Source organism: Anaerotruncus sp. AF02-27, assembly GCF_003465835.1.
GTDB classification, from domain to species: Bacteria; Bacillota; Clostridia; order Oscillospirales; family Ruminococcaceae; genus Anaerotruncus; species Anaerotruncus rubiinfantis.
Window position 1 is genome coordinate 1 of the sequence record NZ_QSBX01000019.1, and the last position, 24,631, is coordinate 24,631.

Sequence of the window (24,631 nt, forward strand, 5' to 3'; positions counted from 1 at the left end):
TGCAGCCCATTGGGCTGCACGCCTCTTATGCTTTTTGGAAAACCTAGCGCACTTTGCGTGCTTTGGCAAGTCCGATATAACTGGCTGCCCGGTCCCGCAGCTCGTCGAAACGCCCCTCGGCCGCAAGCTTCGGATCAAAAAGGCTCGAGCCGACGCCGACCGAGCAGGCGCCCGCCGCAAAAAATGCGGGTGTGGTATCGAGCGTCACGCCGCCGACCGGCATCATGCGGATCTGCGGCAGCGGTCCGCGCAGATCCTTGATATAGGCAGGCCCAACGCTGCCGCATGGGAACACTTTGACAATCTGCGCGCCCGCCTGCCAGGCGGTGAGCACTTCGGTTGGGGAGAAAGCGCCTGGGATGGCGAGACAGCCGTAGGTGAGACACATTTCGATCATTGGGAGCGAAAGGGTAGGCGCCAGCACAAAGTCCGCGCCCGCGATGATTGCGGCGCGTGCGCTGGCCGCTTCGAGCACGGTGCCCGCGCCGACCGCCATCCGATCGCCATAAAGCTCCCGGCTGCGTTCGATCATCCGCAGCGCGCCGGGGGTGTTCAGCGTAATTTCGACGGCGCGCACGCCTCCTTCGTAAAGTGCCGCGAGCGTTCCTTCCAGATCCTTTTCCGCGATGCCGCGCAGGATCGAAACGACGCCGGTTTCGCGTATCTGCTCAAATGCCGTCTGTCCCATAAATATCTCCTCCTTTATCGATAGATCACGGTTGCTTTTTGCCGGATGCGGTCAAACTGCTCCCGGTTGGGGAGCCCCTCCACGTCGCCGTTGGCGGAAACCGCCGCGCCGCCCATGATGGAACCCATTTCGCCGCATTCCCGCACGCCGCAGCCTTCGAGGATGCCGCACAGGAAACCGGCGTCAAACGCGTCCCCCGCGCCGACATTGTCGACGACCGGCCCGTCTACAATCGGGATCATAAAACTTTCGGACTGGTCCGCGACCATCGCGCCGCGTTTGCCCATCTTCACAGCGATCCACCGCGCGCCTTGCGCGCGCAGCGCCGCGATGATCCCCTCCGGTTCCCTTTCCCCCACCAGCATTTCGCCTTCGTCCTGCCCGATGAGTACGATGTCGCTTTGGGCGAACAGCGGCGCGAGGGTTTGTTTTGCGCGCGCGGCGTCCCAGAGCCGCAGACGGATATTGGGGTCGAAGCTGACCAGCGCGCCTGCCTCCCTGGCAATCCGCATGATGTGCGGCACGGTTTCGGCGCAGGATGCGGAAAGCGCTGGGGTGATGCCGCTCAGATGGACGATCCGCGCAGAACGGATGTAATCTGCGTCGAGATCCTCCGGACAGAGGGTGCTCGCGGCGGAATCGCGGCGGTAATAAAAGACGCTGGTCTCGCCGCCGGAACGAAACTGCTTAAACATGAGGCCAGTGGGATTGGTGCCCGAGCGGAGCACCCGGGAGGTATCCACCCCCTCGCCGCGCAGTTCACGCAGTAAAAATTCCCCGAATTCGTCGTTGCCGATCTTGCTGATCCAGCCGCTCGAATGCCCAAGCTTGGCAAGGCCGATCGCTACGTTGCTTTCCGCGCCGGCCGTCTTTTTGGTAAATTCCGAGACATAGCGCAGATAGCCGCTTTCCCTTGGAATAAAGACCACCATCGTTTCGCCAATGGTAACCAGGTCCAGCATAACAGTCCCTCCGTTTTCGCATATAAGAAAATAAAACGTATTTACGAATAACATTTACAAACGCATTGTACCAGCGTTTTCAGCAGTTGTCAATGCGCTTTTGGATGGACTCCCGGAAAAATTTTGATTGGGCGCAATTGACAAGGCCAAACCAGGCGGGCTATAATGATCTCACAATATGAAACTATATTTGTATATGAGAAAGGCTGCGAACATATGGCCAGTGAACATAAACCCACTCTCCGGGTACTTTCGGTGCTGGAGCAGGTGTCGGCGGGCACGGGAAAATATACCCTGTCCGAGCTTTCCCGAAGCCTGGATATCCCGGTGAGCACCCTTTTTCCAATCGTGCGCACCCTGCGGGAACATCAATATCTCGATTACGACCAGGCGGCCCAGACATATTCGCTGGGATACCGCCTTTTTGAAATCGGTAGCCGCATCCAAAATACCAACGCTTACGAAAGCCTTGTGGAGATGATGTGGAAGATTGTGGATGGCTGCGGAGAGACCTGCCATTTTGGGATTCTTGACAGAGGGGATGTGCTTTATCTGGCGAAGGTCGATCCCAAGCAGCAACCCATCCGGATGTATTCAATGATCGGGCGGCGGCTGGCGGCCTATGGCACGGGAATCGGCAAGGCGCTTCTGCGCGATTTTACCCTTGAGCAGCTTCGTGAGACCTATCCGGACGGGCTCAGGCCCCTGACCGCCCATACAGTTACCGACTTTTCGGAACTTTACCGGCAACTTCAGGAGATCAAAGCCACCGGTTTCGCGTATGAAAATGAAGAGTCGAACGAATCGGTCCGCTGCATTGCCGTTCCGGTCGAATCGGGTGGGCGGGTGGCCGCCGCGCTCAGCGTGGCGATGCCGGTCTTTCGTTATGACGACCGAAAGAAGCGCTGCGCCGAACAGCTTTTGCGGGACGCGGCGGGCTATGCCGAAAAAATTGTTCCGCACCTGCATTTTTAAGCGGTTTAGAAATTCCACTGGATGCGGATCTCCTGGCTTGCGTCCGTTTGGCGTTCCCCAATTTCGATCCGTCCCACCACCAGCCCGATGACTGCGCGCGGGATGGGATCAAATCCCCACAGCTTTTCGATGCGCCCGGCGATGCCGGGCGCGTTTTGCTGTTCGCGTCGTTGGGATTCAAGCGCCGTCAGACGCGCTTGCAGCGTTTCGCGTTCGGCACAGAACTGTCCGAGGAGCTCGCGGAAGGTTTCCGGGGGAACAAGCCCCTGCGCATGGTCGAGATAGAGAGAACGCACCGCCGCATCCCGCCGCGTAATCTGCCCGCGCAGGGATTTGGCGTTCCGCTCCAGTATCAGCGCTTCCCCGTCCCGCACATGCGAAAGACGGCGCCCATCCGGCATCCGGCAAAGTGAATGGGCATACCCGCGGATGCGTGCAGCCACCGCGTCCTCCAGCCGGTCAAGCCGGATCGAATGCCGTGTGCAGTGGGGGATTGCCCGATTCGCTGCATAGGCGGAGCATTGCAGATAGCTGTGTTTTTGGCCCTTGTAGACATGGGAAACCTTGATCATCGGCGCGCCGCAATCAGCGCAGAATACCCGTCCTGCCAGCAGATGGACCGATCCGCTGCCATCCGAGCGGGTACGCGCGCAGAGCAGCCGCTGTACCGCTGCGAAGGTTTCCGGCGCAATGAGCGGTTCGTGCGTTCCGGGGACCCGGACCCATTCCTCTTTTGGAACAGCGGAGCACCGGTCGGATTTGTAGCTTGGCTTGCGTTTGACCCCCTGCACCAGCGTGCCGCAGTAGACCTCATTATGTAAAATCCGACCCACAGTGGTGCGGCTCCAGCGTCCGCTGCCGGAATCGGCGCCATTCTGATAGGCGAGCCCGGCCTGCCGCTTATAAGCGGTGGGGTTCGGGACGCCGCGGCTGTTGAGCAGATCGGCGATCCGCTGCTTGCCCATGCCGGAGAGACAGTGCGAAAAGATCTCCCGCACGATGGCGGCCGCCGTCGGGTCCGGGATGAGATGGTGCCGGTCTGCGGGGTCTTTCTGGTAGCCGTAAAGCGGGAAACTGCCGATGTACTGTCCATCCCGGCGCTTCTGGTCAAGGACTGCCCGGATGTTTTCTGAAAGGTCTTCCAGGTACCATTCGTTGACCAGCCCGTTGATCTGGCGGGCTTTTTTGTTGCCGCGCGCCGCGGTGTCCGCGTTGTCCACCACCGCGACGAACCGGACGCCCCAGAGCGGGAACAGACCGTGCAGATATTTTTCCACCAGTTCCATGTCACGGGTGAAACGGGATTGGTTTTTGCAGAGCACCACTTGGAATTTTCCCGCTTGGGCATCCCGGAGCAGTTCGTTGAAAGCGGGCCGGGCGCGGTCCGCGCCGGAATAGTCCTCGTCGCTGTAAATCCGGCAGATCTCCCAGCCCTGCTTCTCGGCATAGGCGATGAGCAGGGCCTTCTGGTTCTGAATGCTTTCGCTTTCCGCCGCGCCGCGCCCCTCGTCCTCGCGGCTCAGGCGGCAATAGACGGCGCAGGTCATCTGTCCCGCCTGCTTTCCGCATCCGACTGGGCTTCAAGCATCAGGGCGAGGCAGGTCTCCAGGAGCTGCTGTAAATTCTGGGCGCGTTCGGCTTCTTTCTCGGAACGGAATTCTTCCCGGAGGATCAAGTCTGGTTGTTTCATGCTGGATCACCTCAGCGTATCCTTATGCGCTGGACAATCCCGCGTATGCGGGTTTTTGAGAACGGTCCTCCCGTCATGGGGCGCGGTACCATCCGCAATTGAGGTTTTGATATCTCCGAGGATCACGCCGTCAAGCGAATCAACGTCGGAGGAGCAGTGGATGAGTTCCACATGGGAACAGCGTCCGCCGGCATGTTCGGCGACCTTTTTCATCAAGGAAGATTTGCCGGTGCCGGGCCCGCCTTTGATGACAAATTCACGCCAGCCGTCATTCGCATCGGCAAGCTGGTCAAAGCGGGAAACAAATCCCTGCGGCGTATTCGCGCCCAGGAAGAAGTGGTAAGGTTTTGTGCTGTTATTCATAGAAAAATCCTCCCAAAACGATTGTTACCACATGGTATTCGTTTGGGAGGCGTTTGGTGAAAAGAATTGAAAAACTGCCTAAACCATAAGGAATCCGGCGTTTTTTTAGAAAGCTCAGTCTGGCAGGCTGTCCAGTTTTTCGCGCAGTTTCAGAAAATCTTCAAGTGCGGCGGGCTTGCTGCCCGGGTTTCGCAGCAGGGCCGCCGGGTGGAAGGTGCCCATCATCAGAGTACCGTTTCGGTCGTAGAACTCGCCGTGCTGCTTGGTGACCTTGAAGCCTGGGTCGATGATCGCGCAGGCCGCGATCCGGCCCAGGCAGACGATGATTTTCGGGCGGATCAGATGCACCTGGTTGCGCAGATAGCCGATGCAGGCTTCGAGCTCGTCCTTTTCCGGGTCGCGGTTTTTGGGCGGGCGGCATTTGACCATGTTGGCAATATAGACGTTTTCATTGCGTGAGAGGCCGACATGGGTGAGCATCTTGTCGAGCAGCTGTCCGCCGCGGCCGACAAACGGCTCGCCCTGCAAATCCTCATTTTCGCCCGGGCCTTCCCCAATGAACATCACCTTTGACTGCGGATTGCCCACGCCAAAGACGACGTTGTGACGGGTCTCGCAGAGCTTGCAGTTTTTGCAGGAAAGAACGGTCTGTCGCAGGGCTTCAAAATCTTCTATCATAATCTGCTCCTTTATCCGAGTTAAAACTTGTTGTCTTTTATTATACCACAAGCGCGAAGCGCGCGGTGGGATAATGGCGCATTGGGACAGCAGCGCCAAAGGCGCGGATCGTCCTGCGCATAAAAAGGTATAATAACTGCTCTGCGGTTATTATACCATACGCAGGGCAGGAATAAAGTATTGTTAATAGTTTAACAATACTTGCAAATGGCCCTCTAACATCGTAAAATAAACAAAGAAACCTAGCAAATTTTATCATATGGAGGAATACCTAAATGGCAGGAAAATTTATTGTTGAAACTTCCGCGCGGCATGTTCACGTGACAGAGCAGGATCTGGAAACTCTGTTCGGCAAAGGAGCCAAATTGACCCCGAAAAAGGATCTTTCCCAGCCTGGACAGTATGCGTGCGTCGAGCGCGTTGATGTGGTTGGCCCCAAGAAAACCATCTCCGGCGTTTCGATCCTCGGACCGACCCGCCCGGCAACCCAGATCGAAGTTTCCCTCACCGATGCCAGAACCCTCGGTGTGAGCGCGCCGGTTCGTGAATCGGGCGATATTGCCGGAAGCGCTGGCTGCAAGTTGGTCGGCCCGTGCGGCGAGGTCGAGCTCAAAGAGGGCCTGATCGCGGCCAAACGCCACATTCATCTCACTCCGGAAGCTGCCACCGAACTTGGCGTCAAGGACAAGGAGATCGTTTCGGTCAAGGTTGATCCGGCTTCCCGCCCGCTCGTTTTCGGAGATGTCGTCGTGCGTGTCAGCGAGAAATTCTCTCCGGCAATGCACATCGATACCGACGAGGCCAATGCCGCTGGCTGCGCTGGCGAAGTCTGGGGCGAAATCGTAAGATAATTGGCGCCTTGCATGCGCCGCGGCTTTGCGCTCTGTGAGCGTTGGCATTGCGCCCTCCGCGCGCCCGGGGTCCATTTCTTGCTTGTCCAAGAAATGGACGAAAGAAGACACGCGGGGACACCCCGCGGCCCCGTGCGCGCGATTTCGTTGCCTGCGGCAAAGATCGCGCGCAATCTGCTGAGACAAAACGTTGTGTCCCGCGTGATGAAAAGCACGCGGGACATATTTTTGCGCCCGGCGCAAAAATGCGCTGCGCGCAAAGCGGACAAGCCGATTTTAAATTGCGCTCCGCGCTCGATGAATTTCCCGTTGGTCGGTTCTGTTAAGGATGTAATCTGTGGGAACATCGTAAAAAATCGAAAGCTGCACCAGCTCATAGTCGTAAATGTGCCCCGTGGTTTCCATTCTGCGGTACGCGGACAGCGAAACGCCGGTCGCGCTGGCAGCCTGCCTTTGCGTCAGCCCTTTCTCCAATCGTAATTCTTTGACTCGTGGATAAATCATGACAATCACCTCTAAAATAATTATATCGGCAGTACCTATATTTGTAAATATGGGTAATGCCGATATTTTATACTAAAGTTGAGGTGATAATTATGCTAATTAGACGAATCAAAGATTTACGAGTCGATTCAGACATGAAACAAAAAGAGCTTGCGGAGTATTTGAACGTAACGCAGAGCACATATTCTGATTACGAGAATGGAAATATCAATGTGCCAATTGAGCAGTTGATCCGAATTTGTGACTTTTACAAGGTTTCATTGGATTATTTGGTAGGACGTACAGATAAGCGCTGATTAAGAAATCGCCGCCCTGCGGCGGCGATGGCGCTTTTCGCGCCAATGCCAACAACGGGAATGTTACCGGCATCGATTGATCGCGTGATCCGCCCGGATTTTGCAGCCTGCCCATAACCTGGGAGCACAATACGTTTCCATCAGTCCTGAGCTGACCGTTTCATTGGGAGCGCTTGCGATGCAAGTCTCGAAGTCTAAGGACGCGGCCGCCGCCTTTGCGAAGCAATCAGCGGCGGTGGGGTTCCAAGGGGTTCCCCCTTGGCGTGTTCTTTCCCCCATTTCTTGCACGGGCAAGAAATGGGGCCCGGGCGCGCGGAGGGCGCCAGTGATTCTCAAGCGGCAAAGCCGCTTGATTCCCGCTTCTTGCACGGGCAAGAAATGGGGCCCGGGCGCGCGGAGGGCGCCAGTGATTCTCAAGCGGCAAAGCCGCTTGATTCCCGCTTCTTGCACGGGCAAGAAATGGGGCCCGGGCGCGCGGAGGGCGCCAGTGATTCTCAAGCGGCAAAGCCGCTTGATTCCCGCTTCTTGCCCGGGCAAGAAATGGGGCCCGGGCGCGCGGAGGGCGCCGGTGATTCTCAAGCGGCAAAGCCGCTTGATTCCCGCTTCTTGCCCGGGCAAGAAATGGGGCCCGGGCGCGCGGAGGGCGCCGGTGATTCTCAAGCGGCAAAGCCGCTTGATTCCCGCTTCTTGCACGGGCAAGAAATGGGGCCCGGGCGCGCGGAGGGCGCTCGTGATTCTCAAGCGGCAAAGCCGCTTGATTCCCGCCCGCGCGGCGACACGCGTGAATGTTTGCAGGTTTTTCAGAAAAGCCGAAATTTGCACACATTGGGAACACATTTCCATCGCATACTGAAAAACAGAAACAAAAAAGATGAGGTGCGCGTATGGACAGCAAAATTTTGATTGCAGAAGACGAAGCGAAAATCCGCCAGCTCGTGGCGAGCTACCTGGTGCGGGAGGGTTTCAAGGTAATTGAAGCCGCGGACGGGGAACAGGCGATTGAAAAGTTCGAGAACAATGAGGATGTTGTGCTGGTCATGCTGGACGTTATGATGCCGAAAAAGGACGGCTATGACGCCTGCCGGGAGATTCGGGGCCGGTCGGACGTGCCGATCCTCATGCTGACTGCCCGTGACAGCGAACATGACGAAGTACAGGGTTTCCGGATGGGTGCGGATGAATATATCTCCAAGCCGTTTTCCCCGACCATTCTGGTGACAAGGGTAAAAAACCTGTTAAAGCGCACCACGGTCAACGACATGAGCGATGTGGAGGCCGGCGGGGTAAAGATCCTGTACCGGGAACGTACTGTGACGGTCGACGGGGAGAAAATTATCACCACACCGAAGGAATTTGACCTGCTTTATTACCTGCTGAAAAATGTGAATATTGTCCTTACGCGGGATCAGATCCTGTGTACAGTATGGGATATGGATTACAACGGAGACGACCGCACGGTTGACACACATATCAAATGCCTGCGCGCAAAGCTCGGAAAGTACGCCAAAAATATCGTGACCGTACGAAAGGTTGGTTACAAATTTGAGTGGCTGGAATAAATGGAGCGTCAAACGTAAGCTTTTCTCGGTCATTTTGCTCATTTTGATTTTAAATGTTATCATTCTTCTTGTGATGGGGTCTTCGCTGTTTGAAGGGTTTTACCAGACCAACAAGCTCTATGAGCTGCGGGAGAATGCACGGGATATCCAGACGGCTTATCAGAAGAACAGCGATGAAATTTATGAGGTGCTCAGCCGGACGGAAAGCAAAAACACCGAGGTGATGCTGCTTTCGCTCAGTGGGGACGGCAAGCTTCAGATCGATTACCATTCCCGCAACCAGTGGGACAATCCGCCGCTTGGCGTGCCGCTGCCGCCGGAGATTGAAAAAAAGATCCAGGAGCGGGAAACGATGCTGCTCGAACGGATCAAGCGCACCGGGACGGATTTTCTGATCGAAACGGGCGGTGAAAACGGTAAGAGAACGGGCTGGGAAGGGAAAAAAACAGAAGGCCAGGATGACAAGTATAAAGAGGATTCACTGAGTTTGTCGGTCAGACTGGACGACAATGTTTTTCTTTACATCCAGACGCCGCGCGGATATATCAAATCGACCGCCGACCTCGCGGTGAAATATACCGCGCTGCTTTCGATTGCGATTCTGCTGTGCGGTTCGGTGGTGATCTATTTTGTAGTTGGGCGGATTACAAAGCCGCTCAGCCGGATTCAGGAGGTTGCGGGCCAGATTTCCAAACTCGATTTCTCCCAGAAATGCGAAGCGCGCGGCGGAGATGAGATTTCCATGCTCGCGGCGAGCATCAACCGGATGTCGGACGACTTGCAGCAGGCGGTCGACCAGATGCGGGAAGCAAACGCGGTGCTGCAAAGCGACCTTGTCCGCCAGCAGCAGACAGACCGGATGCGCCAGCAGTTTGTGGCGAACGTCTCTCACGATTTCAAGACCCCGCTCACCCTGATGATCAGCTATGCGGAGGCGCTGCGGGAGGATGAGAACCTTTCGGATGCCGACCGGGAATACTGTGAGATCATCGTCAGCGAAGGCAACAAGCTCTCGCGGATGGTGGGCAAACTGCTTGGGCTGTCGAAACTTGAAAGCGGCATCGATAAGGTGGAATATTCCTTTTTCTGCCTGAGCGAAGTGGTGGATGCGGTCATCTATAACCACACGATCCTCACTGAAAAGCGCGGCATCGAAGTCCGGCAGGAACTGGAGGACGCCTTCATTGTCACGGCGGACTTTGCTAAAATCGAACAGGTGGTGACCAACCTGTTTGAAAATGCGGCCAAATACGTGCCGGACGGCGGCCGGGTCCTGGTGACGGCAAAGAGAATCGAAAACCGCTGCCGCGTCGCGGTGGAAAACAGTGGGAATCCGATCAGTGAGGAGGATATCGGCAGCCTGTTCGACAGTTTCTACCGCGCGGACAAGTCCCGCACGACGGGCGACAGCTACGGGCTGGGGCTTGCGATCGTTAAAGTGATTATGGAAGCGCATCATCAGGCCTACGGCGTGGAGAACACCGAAACCGGGGTCCGGTTCTGGTTTGAGTTGGAACTGGCGGATTTCGACGATGAGGAAGATGCCGAAGAGGCGGATGAAGAAAGCGCGGACGTGTAAAAAAAGTGGCCTCCGGACCGACAAACGGTATTTGCCGGTCCGGAGGTTTTTATGTTTGATTGGACTTTTCCTGGGGAATCCTGTATGATATGGTTATCTGAAAAGCGCGTGGCGAGGAGAAGGACAATGGCGGAAATGAAAAACAGCGGTGAATTTGCAACCAAGATCGGCTTTGTCATGGCGTCGGTGGGGTCGGCAGTCGGCATGGGCAACATCTGGATGTTCCCATACCGGGTCGGGCAGTATGGCGGCGCGGCGTTCCTGATTCCCTATTTTCTGTTTGTGGCGCTGTTCGGCTGGGTGGGGCTCTCGGGCGAATTCGGCCTTGGACGGCTCACGGGAACCGGACCGATCGGTTCGTACGACTATGCGATGAAGTCCCGCGGCAAGCGCGGCGGCAAATTTTTAGGGGCGATTCCACTGTTCGGCTCGCTCGGTATCGCGATCGGGTATTCGATCGTGGTAGGCTGGGTCCTGCGTTCGATGTTCGGATCGCTGACCGGCGCGATGCTCGATTCCGACGCGGGTGAATTTTTTGCCCAGATGACCGGCCCTTTTGGCAGTGTCCCGTGGCATCTGGCGGTGATCGTGATCACCGTGCTGGTGCTTGCCTGCGGCGCGGTGGAGGGGATCGAAAAGGTCAACAAGGTCATGATGCCTTCCTTCTTCATCCTGTTTTTGATCATCGCGGTACGGGTGGCGTTCCTGCCCGGCGCGGCGGAGGGCTACGCCTATCTGCTCATCCCGCACTGGGAACAACTGCTGCGGCCTGAGACCTGGATCATGGCGATGGGGCAGGCGTTCTTCTCCCTTTCGATCACCGGTTCCGGCATGATCATCTACGGCAGCTACCTTTCCAAAAAGGAGGACATTGTCCATTCGTCCGGCCTTACGGCGGCGCTCGACACGGTCGCGGCGCTGATTGCGGGATTTGCGATCATTCCGGCGGTTTTTGCGTTTGGGCTCGACCCGCAGAAGGGACCGCCGCTGCTCTTCATCACCCTTCCCAAAGTGTTTGCACAGATGCCTGCGGGGCGGCTGTTCGCGGTGCTGTTCTTTTTGTCGGTGCTGTTCGCGGGGATCACTTCGCTCGTCAATATGTTCGAGGTGGTCGGGGAAGCGGTGCAGCGTCATCTGCGTTTGGCGCGTGTCCCGGCGATGCTGCTGGTGGGCGCGGTGGCCTTCGCGGTCGGCGTCTTTATTGAATATGAGCCGTACATGGGCAGATGGATGGATATGATCACGATCTATGTGGTGCCCGCGGGCGCGGTACTCGGCGCGGTGATGATCTACTGGGTGCTGGGCCTGCCGAAAATTCGGGCGGAACTGATGCGCGGGCGTAGTAAGCCCCTCGGGAAAGCGTTCGATTTCTGTGCGAAATATCTGTATGTTTTGCTCGCGGCGGCGGTGGTGGCGTTCAGCGTCATCTATCAGGGGATCGGATGAATCCGACTATACAAAGTGAAAAGTTTGATGTATAATTATATCACAGGGGAGCCATTGAACGGCCAATACGAAAGGAGCGGTTATCATGGCAAAACGGACGGTCATCACCATCGGAAGGGAGTTCGGCAGCGGCGGCCGCGAGATCGGCAAAAAGCTGGCGGATGAGCTGGGAATCGCGTTCTATGACAAGGAGCTGCTGGAAATCGCCGCGCAGGAAAGCGGCATCTGCAGGGAACTGTTTGAAAGCAACGATGAAAAACCGGTCAGCAGCCTGCTCTACTCGTTGTCGGTCAATCCCTATTCGGTCGGAAACATCGCGGGTGCGTCCAACATCCCGCTTACCCAGAAACTGTTCCTCGCCCAGTTCGAAACAATCCAGAAGCTGGCGAAGAAATCCGACTGCGTCATCGTGGGCCGGTGCGCCGACTATGCTCTGCGCGGCGACCCGGACTGCATCAACGTGTTCATCCATGCGCCGCTGGGATACCGGGTGGCGCGGATCAAAGAGCTGCACGAGCTTTCTTCGAACGAGGCGAAGGATCTCATTGTCAAAACAGACAAAAAGCGCGCGGCCTATTACAATGCCTATTCGGACAAAAAATGGGGTGAAACGGCCAACTACCATCTTGCCATCGACAGTAGCGTAATCGGTGGGGACAACGCGGTTGAACTGATCAAACAGTTTGCCGGGATGCGCCAGGACGCCCGTTGAAGAAGAGAAAGCTTGAAAATCAGTCCGGGACGTGGCCTTGCCTCGCCCCGGATTTTATGGAGCGTGGAGAAATATGATCACAGGCGATTTTGCAAACCGGTACACGGTTGACCGTTTTGAGGGCGGATTCGCGGTCTGCCTGAACGAGGAGAACGTCCAGCGGGAGGTGCCGCTTTTGCTGCTCCCGGAGGAGGTGCGCGAGGGCGACGTGCTGATCCTCGAATACGGCATGTGGCGGATCGACGAGGATGAGACCGCCGCCCGCCGTGAGCGGATTGAAAAGAAGCTCGAAAGCCTCTGGGAAGACTGATTTTGGAAGATAGGGACGCTGCAGATGATTCGATTATTGGTACGGCTTTTTATCAAGGATTCCAACAGGACGGAGGACCCCGCTGTGCGGGGGGCGTTCGGCGTGTTGGCTGGCGGCGTGGGGATTTTTTTAAACCTGTGCCTGTTTGGCGCGAAATTTGCCGCGGGCATGCTGACCGCGTCGATTGCAATCATGGCCGACGCGTTCAATAACCTTTCGGACGCGGGCTCATCGGTGGTGACGCTGGTCGGCCTTAAAATGGCGGGAATGCCGGCTGACAGCGAGCATCCGTTCGGCCACGGACGGATCGAATACCTGACCGGCCTTGCGATCTCAATGGCCATTCTGCTGGTCGGGTTCGAGCTGCTGCGCAGTTCGTTTGGCAAGATCCTGCGGCCGGAAGAAGTGCTGTTCCGGCCGCTTTCGTTCGCAATCCTCGTTGTGTCGATCCTGGTGAAAGTCTGGATGTGTTATTTTAACCGCACGCTCGGCAATATGATCAATTCCACCGCGATGAAGGCCACCTCCGCCGACAGCCTCACCGACGCGGTCGCGACCGCGGCCGTTGCGCTCGGCGTACTGTTCACCCGCTTCACCGGCATCAATATTGATGGCTGGAGCGGCATGCTGGTGGCGGCTTTCATTCTCTATTCTGGTTTTACCACCGCGCGCGACAGCCTGTCGCCGCTTCTGGGGCAGGCGCCGGACACCGCTTTGGTACGGGAAATTGAAGACACGGTCCGCTCTCATCCGGAGGTGATCGGTGTGCACGACCTGATCATCCATGACTATGGCCCGGGCCGGCGGATCGTTTCGCTGCATGCGGAGGTGCCCTGCAATATGGATATCCTCGCCATGCACGACGCGATCGACTTGATTGAACTGGAATTGCGCCACAAATTCAACTGTGACGTCACCATCCACATGGACCCGGTTGCGACCGACGACAAGGTCACGGCTGCGGTGCGCGGTCAGGTTGAGGAGATGGTCAAGCGGATCGACCCGGCGCTTTCCATTCACGATTTCCGGATGGTGCAGGGGATGACCCACACAAATCTCATTTTTGATGTGTCGGTGCCGCACCGTTTCCATCTCTCGGATAAGCAGGTGGCAGACAGGGTGCGCGACGGCGTGCAGTTCCTCAGTGAGAAATATTACGCGGTTATCCGCGTGGAACAGAGCTTTGTATAGAGCGAAAAAAGGCCGGGGCGCGTCAGGCTGACGCATCCCGGCCCTTTTCTATTTCTTAAATTGCATTTTTCACAAATTCTTTGACTTTGGCGAAGGTTTCCTCGCTGATCACATGCTCAATCCGGCAGGCATCCCGCGCGGCGAGCGCCTCATCGATGCCGAGGGTGATGGTGAGGTAGCGGGTGAGACAACGGTGCCGTTCGTAGATGGCGTTTGCTTTTTCCCGTCCCGCGGCGGTCAGCAGGATCCGGCCGTTTTCGTCCATTGTGATCAAGCCGCTTTCCCGCAGGATGCGCATGGCGCGGCTGACGCTCGGCTTGGTGTAGTCCAGCTCATTTGCGATATCGATCGAACGGACGGTGCCGTTTTTATCCTCGAGCAAGAGGATTGTTTCGAGATAATTCTCACCGGATTCCTGCATAAAGACCCGCCTTTCGGACAAATTGTTTCCCTGATGATATCTTAACATAATTGCGCCTTGTCCGCAAGTAAAGGACATGTTAAAATGGGAAAAAGGAGTGTTGCAGATGGCGGAATATGTCCTGGCGCTCGACCAGGGGACGACCAGCTCGCGGGCGATCCTGTTTGACCGGGAACAGAACATCGTGGAGATGGCGCAGAAGGAATTTACGCAGATCTATCCGAAGGAAGGATGGGTCGAACATGACCCGATGGAGATCTATTCGTCGCAGTACGCGGTCATGATGGAAGTGATTGCGAAAAGCGGTGTAAACGTGCGGGAAATCGCGGCGATCGGCGTGACCAACCAGCGGGAAACGACCGTCCTGTGGGATCGCGAAACCGGCCGCCCGATCCACAATGCGATCGTCTGGCAGTGCCGCCGCACGGCCGATCTTGTGGACGCGCTCGTAAAGGACGGACTCGGGGATTATATCCGGGAAGCGACCGGCCTGGTTCCGGACGCGTACTTTTCCGCGACCAAGATCAAATGGATTCTGGACAAGGTGCCCGGGGCGCGGGAACGCGCCGCGCGCGGAGAAGTGCTGTTCGGCACGGTGGACAGCTGGCTGATCTGGAAGCTGACAGGCGGGCGGGCGCATGTCACCGACTACACGAACGCGTCGCGCACCATGCTCTACAATATCAAAAAGCTCTGCTGGGACGAAACGCTGCTTCGGGCGCTCGATATCCCGGCGCAAATGCTGCCCGCGGTGCGCGATTCGAGCGAGGTTTACGGCTATGCCACCGTGCAGGACGTGCAGATCCCAATCGCGGGGATCGCGGGTGACCAGCAGGCGGCGCTGTTCGGGCAGTGCTGCTTTGAAAAGGGCGAGGCGAAGAATACTTACGGCACCGGCTGTTTTCTGCTCATGAATACCGGCCAAACGCCCTGTGAAAGCAAGAACGGCTTGCTCACCACCATTGCGGTCGGGCTTGGCGGCAAGGTGCAGTATGCGCTTGAGGGTAGTGTGTTTGTGGGCGGCGCGGTGATCCAATGGCTGCGCGACGAAATGCGCTTCATCACTGAAAGCCGCGACGCGGAATACTACGCCCAAAAGGTGGACGGCACCGGCGGAGTCTATCTGGTTCCGGCGTTTACCGGCCTTGGCGCGCCGCACTGGGATATGTATGCGCGCGGCTGCATTGTGGGGATCACCCGTGGGACCCGCCGGGAGCATATCATCCGCGCGGCGCAGGAATCGATCGCCTATCAGAGCCTCGAACTTGTGGAGGCGATGGAGAAGGATACCGGCATTCCGATGCAGGAGCTCAAGGTGGACGGCGGAGCGAGCCGCGACCGGTTTCTGATGCAGTTCCAGGCGGATATCCTGGGGAAACGGGTGCGCCGCCCGATGATCCGTGAAACGACGGCGCTTGGCGCGGCATATCTCGCGGGGCTCGCGACCGGCGTCTGGAAAAGCCAGGACGAGATCCGGAAACTCTGGAGCTGCGACACTTCGTTTCAGCCGGATATGGACGAAGATCGCCGCGGACAGCTTTTAGACGGCTGGCGCAAGGCGGTTGGCAGGAGCCTCGGCTGGGCAAAAGACTGAGCCATGGACAAGAAAAAAGCGAATGCCCGGCGGACAAAGCTTTGGAAGCGGGTGCTGTTCCTTTTGCCTCTGCTGCTTCTCCTGCCGCTTGCCGGGAACCTGGCGGCGTCGGTGGCGCTGGGCCGCTATGCCGACGAAATCTATCCCGGCGCAACGCGCCAAAGCGGCTGGCTGGCAAACTATAACCCGGTCAGCGGGCGGTACGGCGCTGTGTTTGCCGTTTCCGGGGAATCGGTCAATCTGGAATTTGACCTGATCGACGGGACGATCCAGGACCCGAAACGGTCGGAGGCTTACGAGGCGCAGACTGGGCTCTCCGATAAATTGAGGATGCTGAACGCGCGGAATGCGGGAAACTGGATCGGACTTTACCATTGCGCGCACCTATCCGATTTCGGCACGTTGAAAAGCACCCTGCACGTGGATCTTTTGGAGAGCGCGGACACGCCGCTTCCATCGCAGGCCGAAATGAGGGAAAAGCTGGCGGACCGGGCGCTCGCCGCCTGGAGCGAGCTGCACCCGCTCTGCGAGATCGAGCGGGTGCGGGCGGGTTATTCGCACGAAACGGTCAACCGTAAAAAGAACAAAAATGAATGGAACATCCTTATCATTTCCCTGCCCGGCGGTCGGGAGCTGAACCGGGAGGATTTCCAAACGGGAAAGATCAAAATCCGATGAGCCGCAAAACGCCAGAAAAGCCGCGGGTATTTTTTTATCAGGCTTTTAACTCCGCTGAAAATGGGAATGCTAGAATTTGATAATGCCAGTGTAAAGGATGGACGAACGATGGCGACCTTTGAGGAACTCTATCAGACTCTGCTAGCGGCGTCGGTGCGCCGCAATCTGCCCGAAGCGGTCAAAATGATCCGTTCGCAGGAGGACTACGATCCGAAGCAGCTTGACTGCCTGCTCAATCCAAAGAAATATCCGGTTGTCTGGCGGATTGCGGAATGCGACTGCCCGGACGGCAAAGGCGCTTGCGCCGACGCCTGTGAATTCGGCGCGATCGGCCCGGATGCCCAGGGCAAGCGGGTCGCGATTGACCTGACCCGGTGCGTCGGCTGTTCGGCCTGCATCGAGGCCTGCCGCGGCCATAAATTGATCGCCAGCAAGGATGTGCTGCCGGTCACCGAGATGCTCCGCAACCACAAGGGACTGGTCTATGCGCTGATCGCCCCCGCGTTCCAGGGGCAGTTCAGTGATGCGGTCACGCCGGGCATGCTGCGAAGCGCCTTTTCACAGCTTGGATTCGACGGCATGGTCGAAGTGGCGCTCTTCGCGGACATCCTCACTCTGAAGGAAGCCTTTGAATTTGATCAGAACATCCAGCATGCGGACGACTATCAGCTCACAAGCTGCTGCTGCCCGATGTGGATCGCCATGATCCGCAAAATCTACAGCCAGCTCATGCCGCACGTGCCTGGCTCAGTTTCCCCAATGGTGGCCTGCGGCCGCGCGGTCAAGGAACTGCATCCGGACGCGGTAACCGTATTTATCGGCCCGTGCCTGGCCAAAAAAGCGGAAGCGCGTGAAACCGACCTGCTCGGCGCGATCGACTATGTGCTCACCTTTCAGGAGATGCGCGATATCTTTGAGGCCGCCGGGATTGACCTTACAAAACAGGAGGACAGGCAAAAGGATCATTCCTCCCGCGCCGGAAGGCTATACGCCCGTACCGGCGGCGTGAGCGAGGCGGTGCGCAGTACGGTCGAACGCCTGAACCCACACCGGAAGGTCGAAATCCGTGCGAGGCAGGCGGATGGCGTGCCCGCCTGCAAAGCGATGCTGAACGAACTTATTGCGGGAAAGGCCGACGCCAACTTTTTTGAAGGCATGGGCTGCGCCGGCGGCTGCGTCGGCGGGCCGAAACGGCTGATCCCGGTGGAGGAGGGCACGCGCAATGTCGACGCCTACGGTGAGGCGGCTGCCGCGCCTACCCCGATCGACAATCCCTATGTGATCGAGCTTCTGCACCGGCTGGGGATTGATACGGTCGAGCAGCTCCTGGAGCAAAGCGACATCTTCACCCGCAACCTGCACTGAAAGAAAAAAAGGCCGCCGGAAAATTTTCCGGCGGCCTTGCTGATTTGGCGGGATCAGGAATTCCAGATTTTGATCAGCCCGCGGTCCTGCAGCTCTTTGATGAGGATGAGGGTCAGCGGGAAAAGGAACATGCCGAAAATCCCCATGATGTGCAGGCCAAGATACATAAAGACCAGCGTGACCAGCGGATGCAGCCCGATACGGTTGCCGATGATCTTCGGTTCGAGGATGTTGCGGATGATGGTGATGAGGACATAAAGCGCCAGAATCCCGGCGCCGAGCCCGGTCCTGCCGATGAGCAGGCAGATGAGGCCCCAGGGGATCAGGATGGTTCCGGTTCCGAGGACCGGCAGGATATCGACCACCGAGATGAGCGCCGCGATCAGAACAGAATAGTTCACCTGCAGGAAGGTCAGGCCAAGGGCCAGCTCGCAGAAGGTGCAAAACATGATGAACAGGTAGGAGGTGAGCATCCGCACCACCGTCCGGCCAAAGGTTTCCCAGGAGTTGAGCACCAGGACCCGGTACTTTTCCGGGATCTGCAGCTTGATAAATTTCTTGATATTGTCGAACTCCACGCTCATAAAGAAGGTGGCGACCACAGTGATGATGATCGAAATGAGCAGCGACGGAAGCTGGGAGGCCTTGTTGGCGACCCACGAAAGCGCCGTGGAGGAGAAGGAGATGAGCTTTGACTGGATGTACTGGATCAGGTCGTTGGAAATCGAAATGACCTGCTGTTCCACCTCATCCGGGAGATTGGCAAGCAGCGATTCAAATTGGGTGTTGATCGCCTCGCTGACCACCGGCGCGGAGTTTTTGTACCAGCTGGGCAGGCGCGAAATCAGGTCGCCGAGTTCACCGATCGCATTGTAGGTGCCCATGACCACAAAACAGGCCACCACCGAAACCAGAATGAAAGCAAGGATCGGCGAAATGAGCTTTTTTTTGAGTTTTGTTTTTTTGCAGATCCAATTGATTGGCGGCTGCAGGCAGGCGGCCGCGATGAGACCGATTACGAAGGGCAGCATCCACGCAAGCAGATACTTAAAGGCAATGTAGGCAATCGCAACGAGGCACGCGAAGAACATGCAGTTGATAATAAAGGCGCGTTTGCGTTCGGTTGTCAAAGTTTTTCCCTCTTTCATGAGATGTCCGGGCGAATAAGGCCGCCGGCCAAAAGCGGATAGCGCCGAAAGGCCCGTATCCATTGTAAAGGACAGCCGTCACAGTGTCAACATGAATCCGGGCTTTCTGTGGAAGAAAATTCCTGCAAGAGCCGTCCTGTTTATAAAACGACGCAGCCGCCCCGCAGATTTCAGTATGGGCATAACTTTCCGAACCGATACCGGGAAATCGGGAAATCCGGATTTTTCAGGCCGGATTTTTTTAAAAACCTGTGAACCGGTCCCTTGACGGGATTTCCCGGACGCTTTATACTGGAACAAACGGAGGGATGACAATTGAAACTGCTGACCTATCAGTATTACACCGGCACCCAGGTGGGCGTGCTTTCAGAGGATGGAAAAACCGTTTATCCAGTGGAAGGCTATGACGACATGAACCAGGTGATCGATACCGTTTCGATGAACGAGCTGCGCCGCGTGGCTGAAGCTAAAATGGGCGGGATCCCGTTCGAGGCGGTAAAGCTGCTCGCGCCCATCCCGCATCCCAAGCAGGATATCATCTGCCTGGGTGTGAATTATATGGACCATGCGGCGGAATCGGCCCGCTTCAAAAAGGAAAAATTCGACGGCGAACGTCCATATGCGGTCTATTTCTCAAAGCGTGTGGACGAAGCGGTTCCCTGCGGCGGGGGGATCCCCAGCCACAGCGATATCGTCGACAGCCTCGATTATGAGGCGGAACTGGCCGTTATCATCGGCAGGGACGCGAAGAACGTTTCGCGGGAGTGTGCGTTCGACTATGTATTCGGCTATACCATATTCAATGATGTGAGCGCGCGTACCATCCAAAACCGCCACAAACAATGGTATTTTGGCAAAAGCATGGACGGCTTTTGTCCCATGGGTCCGTGGATCGTGACCGCGGACGAGATCGAAGCGCCGCCGGAGCTCGGCATCCGTTCCCGTGTGAACGGCGAATTGCGCCAGCAGAGCAGCACCGGACTTCTCATCTTCGACGTGGCCCATGTGATCCATGAGCTTTCGCAGGGGATGACCCTGCGTGCTGGGACGGTTATCTCGATGGGGACCCCAGCGGGCGTCGGTATGGGTTTCGATCCGCCCAAATACCTGAAACCGGGCGATGTGGTCGAATGTGAGATCGATGGAATCGGCACGCTGAAAAATACCGTCAGGTGAGAACGGAAGAAAAGAAAACGCGCGGCCCGCAGGGCCGCGTGTTTTTTATTGGTTTGTCCGTTTTGCGCGCAGCGCATTTTCGCAAGATTGCGAAAATATGTCCCGCGTTTGGCAGCCTGCTCGCCTGACGGCGAAGCGCGCATACGCGCGACGGCTGCTCACGGGGGCTTTCCGCCCCCGTGTCCCCCGGCAAAGAGTCGTCTGCGACGACCCGCCGCCTTTGGCGGTGGATTTGGGATAAGGAGCGCGGGGCGCCGCGCTTGGCAGCCTGCTCGCCTGACGGCGAAGCGCACAAAAAGCAAGCCGTGCCGGGAGCCGTCAATCGAGCAGATCCACGTCTCCCGCAAGACCATTCCGATAGAGATCCCAGAAATGATGGGTTGGGCCGCAGCCGTTGCCAATAGCAAGCGAATGCCGGATGGCGGTGGTGACGTAATCCTTCGCTTTTTTGACCGCTTCAGGCATGGCGAGTCCCAACGCCAGGTTCGAGGCGATCGCGGAGGAATAGGTACATCCGGTGCCATGGGTGTTTTTGGTATTGATCCGTTCGGTGGCAAAGCGGTGGAACTGTTTGCCATCGTAGAGTACGTCCACTGCGTCTCCGATTGCATGCCCGCCCTTGACCAGCACATTTTTGCAGCCCATGGCGTGGATTTTTTTCGCGGCCTCCTCCATATCGTGAATGTCATGGATCGCCACGCCCGAAATTTTTTCCGCCTCAGGGATATTCGGGGTGAGCAGATCGGCCAGCGGGATGACCGTTTCAATGAGCGCGCCGATTGAACCGGGATCCATCAGCGGGCAGCCGTTTTTGGCGTACATGACCGGGTCAATGACAACATTGGCCGGATGATATTCCCGCAGTTTCTCCGCCACAGCGGCCATGCATTCCGGCTGGGAGAGCATCCCCACCTTGACCGCGTCCGGCACAATGTCCTCAAAGACCGCGTCAATCTGTTTTCTGATCATGTCCGGGGTCACGTCCATGATATCGATCACGCGGGCGGTGTTTTCCGCCACGACCGAAACGATCGCGCTCATGCCAAAAACGCCGTGTGCTGAAAAAGTTTTGAGATCCGCCTGGATTCCCGCGCCGCCGCTGCAGTCGCTGCCGGCGATGGTCAGACATTTTTTCATAACGATTCTACCTCACATTCCGCGAACGAGCGGCAATACCGGTCCGCGATTTCTTTGATCTCCTCCGCGTCCTCGGCGGCGGAGTCGTCATACAGCGCGACCACCCGAAAACCCGCTTTCTTGGCGGTGCGGATGGCATGGACAGCGTCCTCGAATACCACGGTTTCATCCTTCGCGGTGCCGAGCCTTCGCAGAGCCTCCTCAAAAATGGCAGGCTCATCCTTGCCCGAACCGAGCTCGGTGCAGGTGAGGACGAATTCGAAATAATCCCGTATGCCGAGCCGCGTGAGCGCGGCTTCGACCATGTATTTTTCCGAAGCGGTCGCCACACCGCATCGAACGTCCGCCTCGCGCAGCTTTTGGAGAAATTCTCCGGCGTGCGCCTTGAGCGGAATCTCATAAAAATACCGGTGCTCGACAAGCTGGTTGGTGCCATTCATGATCTCCTCGGCGGAAAGGGGAATCCCAAGGTCGTGCTGATAATAGGCGACCATCTGCAGAAAGCTGAGCGGCTTGACAGCTTCCCGCAGGCCGGGCGGCACCGGAAATCCATGCTGCTTCATGAAGTCGATGGCCACCGTGTCCCAGATCCACATCGAGTCGGTCAGGGTGCCGTCCAGGTCAAAGATCGCGCCTTTTATCATGCTGTTGTAACCTCTTTCGAAAGATTGTAAAGCTCCCTGGCCGCAGCATAGATATCCGGCTGGGCGAAGATCGCGGAGATCACCGCCACACCGCCGATGCCGGAGCCCTTGAGCTTTCTGATATTGTCCCGGCTGATGCCGCCGATGGCTACCACCGGGATCGAAACAGCCCCGCAGATCTCCCGCAGCGTTTCAAACGGGAGGGTATTCACGTCCAGTTTGGTGGAGGTGGAAAAAACCGCCCCGACGCCGAGATAGTCCGCGCCGCGCGCCTCGGCAAGCCTGGCCTCCTCCATTGTGTGCGCGGAAACGCCGAGGATCTTGTCCGGGCCGAGCAGTTTTCGCACATCGCCGGCCTCCATGTCCTCCTGTCCGACGTGCACGCCGTCCGCGCCGCAGGCGAGCGCCACACGCACATTGTCGTTGATGACGAACGGAACCCCGTAACGGTCGGTGACCGCCTTGATGCGGCGGGCTTCGGCCAGGAAAGCCGCGTCATCGAGCTGTTTTTCCCGCAGCTGCACAAAAGTCGCTCCCGCGCGCAGGGTGTCCTCCACCTGCGCGGCCAGGTCGTTTTTCCCGAGCCAGGAACGGTCGGTCACGACATAAAGGAGCATGTCCTTTTTAGAAATGTTCAAGCTTTGCGGCCTCCTTCAAGGTTTTGGCATCGAGCCGGCTCATTGCGTCGATGAGCCCCATGCGCAGGGAAGCGGTACCGCCGCCGTCTTTGCGCATCCGGGTATAAGCAGTTTCCCCGCAGATTCCCATCGCGGCGACAGCGGTGGCCGCCGCGTCAAGCGGGTTTTGCGGATTCGCGGCAACAAAGGCGGCGATCACACCGGTGAGCATGCAGCCTGTGCCGGTGATGCGGGACATCATCGGATGTCCGTTTCGGATGATATAGGCGTCCTTCGCGTCCGCTGCCACGTCGATCGCGCCGGTGATTGCGATGATTGCGCCGGTCTTTTCGGAGAGCGCTTTCGCGTAGGAAATGACCGACGGCAGATTTTCGTCGGTGGTGGCGTCGGCGGCATTCGCGTCGACGCCGCGGGTTTCGCCGCTGCCCGCGGCGACCGTTTTGATCTCGGAGGAATTGCCGCGGATAACGGTGAATTTTACCTGCCGCAGCAACTGGACGGTGGTGTCGGTGCGCAGCTTCGACGCGCCCGCGCCAACCGGGTCGAGCACGACCGGGTGCCCGAGCGCGTTCGCCCGGCGCCCGGCTTTTAACATCGACTGGACGGTGCGGCTGTTGAGCGTCCCGATGTTGAGGGCGAGCGCATCGCAGATGGAGGTGATCTCCTCCGCTTCGTTTTCATCATCCGCCATGATCGGGCTGCCGCCGCAGGCGAGCAGGATGTTCGCCACGTCGTTGACCGTGACGTAGTTGGTGATGCAGTGGACGAGCGGCGTTTTTGCCGCGACGTTCGAGAGGATTTTTTCAAACATAGGGATCACTCCTGTCAGTTTGCGCCCTGCGGCGCGGGGTGTTTGCAGGTGACCTTGTGGACTACGACACAGAGAAGGCCGGTAAACAGCATGATCGGCAGGGAGGTGCCGAGCGGGAAATCAATCCGCATCAGCAGACGGTAGCCGGCGAAGCCGACCGCCCAGATGAGGATGTTTTTGATGTTCAGAAGCTGCGCTTCTTCCACCCTGGTGTTCCTGAGGATGAAATAATCGGTGATCAGCACGGCGAAGAGCGGGGCAAAGACCGAGCCGATGAAATAGAGGAAGTTTTCATACTGGTTGATGTTGATGAAGATGGCCATCAGGGTGCCCGCCGCGCAGACGACAAGCGCCGCGGCTTTTTCGTTCCATTTGTGGTTGAGGTTGACGATGCTCACGCCGCCCGACCACGCGTCAAGAAAGGTTGTGGTGACGGTCGAGAGGATGACGATCAAAAGAGCGACCGCGCCCAGCCCCGCCGCGACTAGGATCTGCGCGATGTCGTCGGTGCCGGTGTAGATCGCCGCGCCCAGCCCGATCACATACATCAGGCAGCTGCCCAGGAAATACCCCGCCGCGCTCATGACAGTGCCCATTTTGGGGTTCTTCGCGCTGCGGGTGTAATCGGAAATGAGCGGCAGCCAGGAGAGCGGCATGGTGACGCTGAGTTCCACCGCTGCGCCGAAACGCATGGCGTTTGGATCGCCCGGCGCGCCGAACGAGAAATTTCGAAAGACCACCCAGCCGAGCACCAGCGTAAAGAGGAAAAGCGCGGAGACGACGAAGGCGTTCAGCTTCGAGAGATTTTTGAGCCCGACCAGGATCCAGACGCAGATGAGCCCGCCGATCACCAGGCACCAAATGGCTTCGTTCTGGACATTCGGGGTGACAACGTTCAGCGCCTTGGCGCCGTTTATGATCATGACGGCGGTCCAGCCGAGCAGCTGGACGACATTCAGCAGCGAAAACCAGAAGGAGCCGTATTTTCCGAACGAGATGCGGGTGGATTCGATGGCGGAGAGGCCGCTCTTCGCGCCGATAAAGCCGGTGAAGAAGAGCACAGCACAGCCGATCAGGTGCCCAATGAGGATGGCCCACACCGCCCTCCAGAAGCCGAGCGGCGCGAGCAGCGCGCCGGTGAGGATTTCCGCGATCGACACCGCCGCGCCGAACCAGAGCAGGCCTTGTCCAAGGCTGGAAGTCTTGTTATCCATA

The 24,631-nt window shown here is 57.6% G+C and carries 28 protein-coding genes; 14 read left to right on the top strand and 14 right to left on the bottom strand.

What is annotated here, in order from left to right; genetic code table 11:
• Positions 1 to 43: 43 nt before the first annotated feature.
• Positions 44 to 688 (bottom strand): bifunctional 4-hydroxy-2-oxoglutarate aldolase/2-dehydro-3-deoxy-phosphogluconate aldolase, encoded by a 645-nt coding sequence (locus DWV16_RS13320; RefSeq protein ID WP_066457589.1) that lies wholly within the window; start codon positions 686 to 688, stop codon positions 44 to 46.
• Positions 689 to 702: 14 nt separating this feature from the next.
• On the bottom strand, positions 703 to 1,650 hold the full coding sequence (locus tag DWV16_RS13325) for a sugar kinase (protein ID WP_066457598.1): 948 nt from the start codon (positions 1,648 to 1,650) through the stop codon (positions 703 to 705).
• 216 nt (positions 1,651 to 1,866) lie between these two features.
• On the opposite strand from DWV16_RS13325, the gene DWV16_RS13330 reads away from it, so the two are divergent.
• Positions 1,867 to 2,625, top strand: a complete 759-nt coding sequence (locus DWV16_RS13330) for an IclR family transcriptional regulator (RefSeq protein ID WP_158572885.1) — start codon at positions 1,867 to 1,869, stop codon at positions 2,623 to 2,625.
• 5 nt (positions 2,626 to 2,630) lie between these two features.
• On the opposite strand, the gene DWV16_RS13335 is transcribed toward DWV16_RS13330, so the two are convergent.
• The 4 genes from DWV16_RS13335 to DWV16_RS13345 all read right to left on the bottom strand — a co-directional run bounded on the left by DWV16_RS13335 (position 2,631) and on the right by DWV16_RS13345 (position 5,356).
• Positions 2,631 to 4,172 (bottom strand): recombinase family protein, encoded by a 1,542-nt coding sequence (locus tag DWV16_RS13335; protein WP_118479701.1) that lies wholly within the window; start codon positions 4,170 to 4,172, stop codon positions 2,631 to 2,633.
• Positions 4,169 to 4,315 carry a hypothetical protein gene (locus DWV16_RS19105; protein ID WP_158572887.1) on the bottom strand — a complete coding sequence of 49 codons (147 nt, stop codon included), beginning with the start codon at positions 4,313 to 4,315 and terminating at the stop codon, positions 4,169 to 4,171. Before DWV16_RS19105 ends, DWV16_RS13335 begins: the two co-directional genes overlap by 4 nt.
• 6 nt (positions 4,316 to 4,321) lie before the next feature.
• Positions 4,322 to 4,678, bottom strand: a complete 357-nt coding sequence (locus DWV16_RS13340) for an ATPase (RefSeq protein ID WP_187116824.1) — start codon at positions 4,676 to 4,678, stop codon at positions 4,322 to 4,324.
• Positions 4,679 to 4,792: 114 nt separating this feature from the next.
• On the bottom strand, positions 4,793 to 5,356 hold the full coding sequence (locus DWV16_RS13345; RefSeq protein ID WP_066457603.1) for a uracil-DNA glycosylase family protein: 564 nt from the start codon (positions 5,354 to 5,356) through the stop codon (positions 4,793 to 4,795).
• A gap of 275 nt (positions 5,357 to 5,631) precedes the next feature.
• On the opposite strand from DWV16_RS13345, the gene pduL reads away from it, so the two are divergent.
• Positions 5,632 to 6,207, top strand: a complete 576-nt coding sequence (gene pduL / locus DWV16_RS13350; protein WP_118479703.1) for a phosphate propanoyltransferase — start codon at positions 5,632 to 5,634, stop codon at positions 6,205 to 6,207.
• Positions 6,208 to 6,483: 276 nt separating this feature from the next.
• Here pduL and DWV16_RS13355 read toward each other — a convergent pair whose 3' ends face one another.
• Positions 6,484 to 6,711 (bottom strand): helix-turn-helix domain-containing protein, encoded by a 228-nt coding sequence (locus DWV16_RS13355; RefSeq protein ID WP_118479705.1) that lies wholly within the window; start codon positions 6,709 to 6,711, stop codon positions 6,484 to 6,486.
• 92 nt (positions 6,712 to 6,803) lie between these two features.
• Between DWV16_RS13355 and DWV16_RS13360 the strand changes: the two genes are divergently transcribed.
• The 8 genes from DWV16_RS13360 (at position 6,804) to DWV16_RS13395 (ending at position 13,804) form a co-directional block, all read left to right on the top strand.
• Entirely contained in the window at positions 6,804 to 7,007 is a 204-nt protein-coding gene (locus tag DWV16_RS13360; RefSeq protein WP_066457610.1) for a helix-turn-helix domain-containing protein, read from the top strand.
• A 487-nt stretch (positions 7,008 to 7,494) separates the two neighbouring features.
• Entirely contained in the window at positions 7,495 to 7,860 is a 366-nt protein-coding gene (locus DWV16_RS18895) for a hypothetical protein (protein WP_147349471.1), read from the top strand.
• A 31-nt stretch (positions 7,861 to 7,891) separates the two neighbouring features.
• A complete protein-coding gene (locus DWV16_RS13370; protein WP_066457614.1) occupies positions 7,892 to 8,566 on the top strand; it encodes a response regulator transcription factor in 675 nt (224 codons plus the stop codon).
• Entirely contained in the window at positions 8,550 to 10,145 is a 1,596-nt protein-coding gene (locus DWV16_RS13375; protein ID WP_118479709.1) for a cell wall metabolism sensor histidine kinase WalK, read from the top strand. The genes DWV16_RS13370 and DWV16_RS13375 overlap by 17 nt, the downstream gene beginning before the upstream one ends.
• Before the next feature lie 126 nt (positions 10,146 to 10,271).
• The gene (locus tag DWV16_RS13380; protein ID WP_066457618.1) at positions 10,272 to 11,591 is read left to right on the top strand and encodes a sodium-dependent transporter; all 1,320 of its coding nucleotides are present in this window, start codon (positions 10,272 to 10,274) and stop codon (positions 11,589 to 11,591) included.
• 85 nt (positions 11,592 to 11,676) lie between these two features.
• Complete coding sequence (locus tag DWV16_RS13385) at positions 11,677 to 12,303, top strand: AAA family ATPase (RefSeq protein ID WP_066457621.1); 627 nt, start codon at positions 11,677 to 11,679, stop codon at positions 12,301 to 12,303.
• Positions 12,304 to 12,376: 73 nt separating this feature from the next.
• Entirely contained in the window at positions 12,377 to 12,613 is a 237-nt protein-coding gene (locus DWV16_RS13390) for a DUF3006 domain-containing protein (protein ID WP_066457624.1), read from the top strand.
• A gap of 24 nt (positions 12,614 to 12,637) precedes the next feature.
• On the top strand, positions 12,638 to 13,804 hold the full coding sequence (locus tag DWV16_RS13395; RefSeq protein ID WP_118479711.1) for a cation diffusion facilitator family transporter: 1,167 nt from the start codon (positions 12,638 to 12,640) through the stop codon (positions 13,802 to 13,804).
• 55 nt (positions 13,805 to 13,859) lie between these two features.
• On the opposite strand, the gene DWV16_RS13400 is transcribed toward DWV16_RS13395, so the two are convergent.
• Complete coding sequence (locus tag DWV16_RS13400) at positions 13,860 to 14,225, bottom strand: metal-dependent transcriptional regulator (protein ID WP_066457629.1); 366 nt, start codon at positions 14,223 to 14,225, stop codon at positions 13,860 to 13,862.
• Between the two features lie 106 nt (positions 14,226 to 14,331).
• Here DWV16_RS13400 and glpK point away from each other — a divergent pair, with 106 nt between their 5' ends.
• The 3 genes from glpK to DWV16_RS13415 all read left to right on the top strand — a co-directional run bounded on the left by glpK (position 14,332) and on the right by DWV16_RS13415 (position 17,862).
• Positions 14,332 to 15,819 (top strand): glycerol kinase GlpK, encoded by a 1,488-nt coding sequence (gene glpK / locus DWV16_RS13405; protein WP_066457640.1) that lies wholly within the window; start codon positions 14,332 to 14,334, stop codon positions 15,817 to 15,819.
• Positions 15,820 to 15,822: 3 nt separating this feature from the next.
• A complete protein-coding gene (locus DWV16_RS13410; protein WP_066457643.1) occupies positions 15,823 to 16,497 on the top strand; it encodes a hypothetical protein in 675 nt (224 codons plus the stop codon).
• 108 nt (positions 16,498 to 16,605) lie between these two features.
• Positions 16,606 to 17,862 carry a [Fe-Fe] hydrogenase large subunit C-terminal domain-containing protein gene (locus DWV16_RS13415; protein ID WP_066457646.1) on the top strand — a complete coding sequence of 419 codons (1,257 nt, stop codon included), beginning with the start codon at positions 16,606 to 16,608 and terminating at the stop codon, positions 17,860 to 17,862.
• A 53-nt stretch (positions 17,863 to 17,915) separates the two neighbouring features.
• Here the strand turns inward: DWV16_RS13415 and ytvI are convergent, their stop codons facing one another.
• Complete coding sequence (gene ytvI / locus DWV16_RS13420) at positions 17,916 to 18,992, bottom strand: sporulation integral membrane protein YtvI (RefSeq protein WP_158572889.1); 1,077 nt, start codon at positions 18,990 to 18,992, stop codon at positions 17,916 to 17,918.
• 333 nt (positions 18,993 to 19,325) lie between these two features.
• On the opposite strand from ytvI, the gene DWV16_RS13425 reads away from it, so the two are divergent.
• Positions 19,326 to 20,186 carry a fumarylacetoacetate hydrolase family protein gene (locus tag DWV16_RS13425; RefSeq protein ID WP_118479715.1) on the top strand — a complete coding sequence of 287 codons (861 nt, stop codon included), beginning with the start codon at positions 19,326 to 19,328 and terminating at the stop codon, positions 20,184 to 20,186.
• Between the two features lie 318 nt (positions 20,187 to 20,504).
• Here the strand turns inward: DWV16_RS13425 and thiD are convergent, their stop codons facing one another.
• From thiD to cytX, 5 genes are read right to left on the bottom strand one after another with little or no spacing between them, the layout of a single operon-like run.
• The gene (thiD, locus tag DWV16_RS13435) at positions 20,505 to 21,323 is read right to left on the bottom strand and encodes a bifunctional hydroxymethylpyrimidine kinase/phosphomethylpyrimidine kinase (RefSeq protein ID WP_066457654.1); all 819 of its coding nucleotides are present in this window, start codon (positions 21,321 to 21,323) and stop codon (positions 20,505 to 20,507) included.
• Positions 21,320 to 21,967, bottom strand: coding sequence for an HAD family phosphatase (locus DWV16_RS13440; RefSeq protein ID WP_118479719.1), 648 nt, complete (start codon positions 21,965 to 21,967; stop codon positions 21,320 to 21,322). The genes thiD and DWV16_RS13440 overlap by 4 nt, the downstream gene beginning before the upstream one ends.
• Positions 21,964 to 22,605 (bottom strand): thiamine phosphate synthase, encoded by a 642-nt coding sequence (gene thiE / locus DWV16_RS13445; protein WP_118479721.1) that lies wholly within the window; start codon positions 22,603 to 22,605, stop codon positions 21,964 to 21,966. Before thiE ends, DWV16_RS13440 begins: the two co-directional genes overlap by 4 nt.
• A complete protein-coding gene (thiM, locus tag DWV16_RS13450; RefSeq protein WP_118479723.1) occupies positions 22,592 to 23,416 on the bottom strand; it encodes a hydroxyethylthiazole kinase in 825 nt (274 codons plus the stop codon). The genes thiE and thiM overlap by 14 nt, the downstream gene beginning before the upstream one ends.
• Before the next feature lie 14 nt (positions 23,417 to 23,430).
• Positions 23,431 to 24,630: a putative hydroxymethylpyrimidine transporter CytX gene (gene cytX, locus DWV16_RS13455; protein ID WP_118479725.1), complete on the bottom strand. Its 1,200-nt coding sequence runs from the start codon at positions 24,628 to 24,630 to the stop codon at positions 23,431 to 23,433.
• Position 24,631 lies beyond the last annotated feature (1 nt).